This window comes from Anaerolineales bacterium (assembly GCA_022866145.1).
In the GTDB taxonomy this organism is placed as follows: domain Bacteria; phylum Chloroflexota; class Anaerolineae; order Anaerolineales; family E44-bin32; genus PFL42.
This window is the reverse complement of sequence record JALHUE010000222.1, coordinates 1-3,247: the sequence shown is the minus strand read 5'-3', so window position 1 is coordinate 3,247 and position 3,247 is coordinate 1. Positions and strand designations below refer to the sequence as shown.

Annotated in this window: 5 protein-coding genes; all 5 read left to right on the top strand. The window is 59.4% G+C overall.

What is annotated here, in order from left to right; genetic code table 11:
* The first annotated feature begins 212 nt into the window (after positions 1-212).
* The 5 genes from MUO23_07110 to MUO23_07090 all read left to right on the top strand — a co-directional run bounded on the left by MUO23_07110 (position 213) and on the right by MUO23_07090 (position 2,881).
* Entirely contained in the window at positions 213-713 is a 501-nt protein-coding gene (locus MUO23_07110; GenBank protein MCJ7512726.1) for a hypothetical protein, read from the top strand.
* Between the two features lie 197 nt (positions 714-910).
* On the top strand, positions 911-1,642 hold the full coding sequence (locus MUO23_07105) for a methyltransferase domain-containing protein (protein MCJ7512725.1): 732 nt from the start codon (positions 911-913) through the stop codon (positions 1,640-1,642).
* 262 nt (positions 1,643-1,904) lie between these two features.
* The gene (locus tag MUO23_07100; protein MCJ7512724.1) at positions 1,905-2,192 is read left to right on the top strand and encodes a type II toxin-antitoxin system RelE/ParE family toxin; all 288 of its coding nucleotides are present in this window, start codon (positions 1,905-1,907) and stop codon (positions 2,190-2,192) included.
* Position 2,193: 1 nt separating this feature from the next.
* Positions 2,194-2,433, top strand: coding sequence for a type II toxin-antitoxin system Phd/YefM family antitoxin (locus MUO23_07095; protein MCJ7512723.1), 240 nt, complete (start codon positions 2,194-2,196; stop codon positions 2,431-2,433).
* Between the two features lie 247 nt (positions 2,434-2,680).
* Positions 2,681-2,881: a type II toxin-antitoxin system HicA family toxin gene (locus MUO23_07090; GenBank protein ID MCJ7512722.1), complete on the top strand. Its 201-nt coding sequence runs from the start codon at positions 2,681-2,683 to the stop codon at positions 2,879-2,881.
* Positions 2,882-3,247: the final 366 nt, after the last annotated feature.

Below are 3,247 nucleotides of genomic sequence, written 5' to 3'. Positions count from 1 at the left end.
GGGATTGTGTTCTCGTCAGCGAAGGTTCGATCGAGGTCTAGTGAGCCAGCTAACAACTCGCTGAAGCCGACTCGGCTGGCGGGCGAAAGTGCATAGGTTCTCCGCCTGCCTTGTTGGCCTACAATGGAGGCATCAAGCCTGAGCCGCCAAGCGGCTTAGCTCGAGGCCGTTAGGCGGCGCAAGTGAGCGGCCAGCCGCCCAGGAAGGAAAGCATGCGCGGAGTTGCTCGGATCATCCGCAGACAGCCGGCAAAGTACGTCAAGTGGTGCGATGTTCACCTTCCGAGGGGAAATGGGATTGCCATAGTTGCCTCTGCCTTCAACCATGGTGGCCTCTTCGCCGAGAAGCAAGGGGGCGCTTCCACTTGTGGGACAGCCAGCCACCAGGCCCTCGGAGACCTCATCTGGCATAAGCTCGATGAGTGCGAGTTTCAGATCCACCACAACTATTCACATCAGAAGAAGACCGACCTACCCGCCTTCAAGGTCTCCAAGTGCAAGACACTCAAAGAGTTCGACCACGAGTACGCAAGATACCTGGTTACAGGTGCAAACGGATACAACATCATCTTCTTCTTCCAGAGTCCAGACTTGCCCAACCAAATCCGTCTCGAGGCATCCTTCTCCAAGGGAGCGGAACCCTCAATACTCGGAGCGCAACTCTCTGGCTTTCATCGGTCCTTCCTTGAAGCCGAAGCTATCGCCCGCAAGTAGCCGAGGTCCCGTTACGCCGCGTAACAACTCGCTGATGCAGACCCGGCTGGCGAACGGAAAGGCAGTGGTCCTTTGCCTCGAGAGTTGCCCTAGAATGAAGGACCCACGCCCGAGCCGCCGAGCGGCTTAGCTCGCATCCGTTAGGCGCAGCGTCCATCTGCTCAGATCCTGCCGAGCCGCGTTGAACCGCTTCGTGCTTGGAGAAGAAGGACGGCATTCCGCGTGCACACCAGTCCATGACGCAAGCCGACTGGCAATCGCTTCTCAGACCCCTTCTTATCATCATCGGCGCCATCGCCGGCTACTTGGTGTTCATGGTTCTAATTGGAGTGCGCATCTTGAGGCGGTTTGTGCACTTCCCCGCCCCGTTCTTCGTCGGCTACTTCCTTGATAGTGATCTACGCAGAAGAATGCAACCCCCCGAAGAGCTTCTGAACCGCAGCGGGGTCACACGAAGCATGTCAGTGCTGGAGATAGGGTGTGGAAGCGGCGGCTACACCACGTTCGCGGCAAGGCAGGTTGGCGACCAAGGCAGACTGTACGCCCTGGACATCCAGCCCAGGATGCTGAGGCAGCTCGGCGCCAAGTTGGCCAGAGATGAGAACCGGGACATCCACAACACATCGCTCGTCCTTGGCAGTGCCACTGAGCTATCGTTCAAGGACAAGTCGCTGGACCTGGTTCTCCTTATCACCGTATTGGAGGAGATCCCCAATAGGAAGAGGGCGTTGCAGGAGATCATGCGAGTTCTAAGGCCGGAAGGGATGCTGGCAGTCACCGAATTCCTGCCTGACCCCGACTATCCGTTGAGGAGGACGACAATTCGTACAGTCACCGAGTCTGGTTTCTTGCTCGATGCAGAGGGTGGTGACCTGTTCAACTACACCGTTCGCTTCAAGGCTCCTTCCAATCGCACACCGCTCCGATGACCCACGTCTCGAGCCTTCTTGCGCCCGGGTGAGACACTCGAGTATCACTTCAGTGCCCAGTTGCCTTGTTGCTGCGCCTAACAACTCGCTGAGGCTGACCCGGCGGGCTGGCGGATAGGGTAGGGTGCCTGGCCCGCTGGCATGCGCGACAATCAGGCGGAGTCTGCCCGCTTCCGCCGGGCAGCTTAGCTCGAGGCCGTTAGGCGCATCGGCGTCTTCCGAGCCTTGACGTCCCTTCCAATATGGCTATAATATAGCCAGAATGTGGCACGAGATCATCCTGGCGGCTGAAGCGGTTGAGGATCTGCGGCAGTTGCCTGCAACTCAACGGTCAGAGGTCGTCGAGGCAATCGAGGCTCACCTTCGACATACACCAGCTGCCACCTCACGGAGCCGGATCAAGCGACTGCGCGGCGTATCCAAGCCGCAGTACCGATTGAGAGTGGGCGACTTCAGGGTGTTCTACGACGTGATTGAGCGTCAAGTTGAGGTGCTAGCCATTGTGCCGAAATCCGGTGCAGCCGACTGGTTGGGAAGGGTAGGGAAGTGAGATGAAGCGAGTTCCCCTGCATGAGGTCAAGAATGATCTCTCTAGGCTCCTGCGACAGGCAGAGAGGGAGGAGATTGTGATTACTCGGCACGGGAAGCCGGCGGGGTTGCTCGTCGGTTTCAAGTCCGAGGACGACTGGTTTGACTACAGACTGGAGAGCGACCCGCGCTTCCAGGAGCGGGTGGCATCGGCCCGCCGCGGCCTGCGTGCCGGCGAAGGTATCAGGCTGGAAGACGTCTAGTCCGGCTCGATTATCACAATCCGATGCGCCCAACAACTCGCTGAAGCCGACTCGGCTGGCGGTCGAGAGGGCGGGTAGGTTGGCCTGCCGTCTGGCCGGCGCGAGAATGGTGATCAGCCTGGGCCGCCGAGCGGCTTAGCTCGAGGCCGTTGGGCGTGCCACATGCTAGCGAACCGGGGTGGGCACCCGGAATGGGCAGGCTCGCCGTTGTGCTAGAATTCGCAATAGACATGGCTGATCGTCGGGGATGAAGATCAGAGACGTCATCAGGCTGATTGAAGAGGATGGCTGGTCCGTCGTGGCCATCAAGGGTAGCCATCGCCAATTCAAGCATCCCCGCAAGCCTGGCCGCGTTACCATAGCAGGGCACCCTGGCGATGACTTGGCTCCCAGAACCCTCAACAGCGTCCTCAAGCAGGCAGGGCTCCCGAAGCCGAAGGGAAGGTAGGGACTAATGAATAGGTTCCTAATCGTTATCGAGCGCACCCGAGGAAACTACTCGGCTTACTCACCTGATCTCCCGGGCTGTGTCGCAACAGGAAGCACGCGAGCGCAAGCTACCCGCCGCATGCACCAGGCGATCGAGATGCACGTGGCAGGTCTCCGCGAAGACCGACTCCCCATCCCCAAGTCGTCGTCCACCGCCGAATTCATCGCAGTCCCGTAATCTCCATGCATCGTAGATTGGCCCGCCCAACAACTCGCTGAAGCCGACTCGGCTGGCGGGCGAAATCGCGATGGTGCCTGGCCGCCAAGTTACCTTAGAATGAAGGCAATAGGCCCTTGCCGCCGAGCGGCTTAGCTCGAGGCCGTT

Coding starts and splice junctions, on each gene's coding strand:
- MUO23_07100 (MCJ7512724.1), top strand. CDS start 1,905: ATGTGGCACGAGATCATCCTGGCGGCTGAAGCGGTTGAGGATCTGCGG.
- MUO23_07090 (MCJ7512722.1), top strand. CDS start 2,681: ATGAAGATCAGAGACGTCATCAGGCTGATTGAAGAGGATGGCTGGTCC.
- MUO23_07110 (MCJ7512726.1), top strand. CDS start 213: ATGCGCGGAGTTGCTCGGATCATCCGCAGACAGCCGGCAAAGTACGTC.
- MUO23_07095 (MCJ7512723.1), top strand. CDS start 2,194: ATGAAGCGAGTTCCCCTGCATGAGGTCAAGAATGATCTCTCTAGGCTC.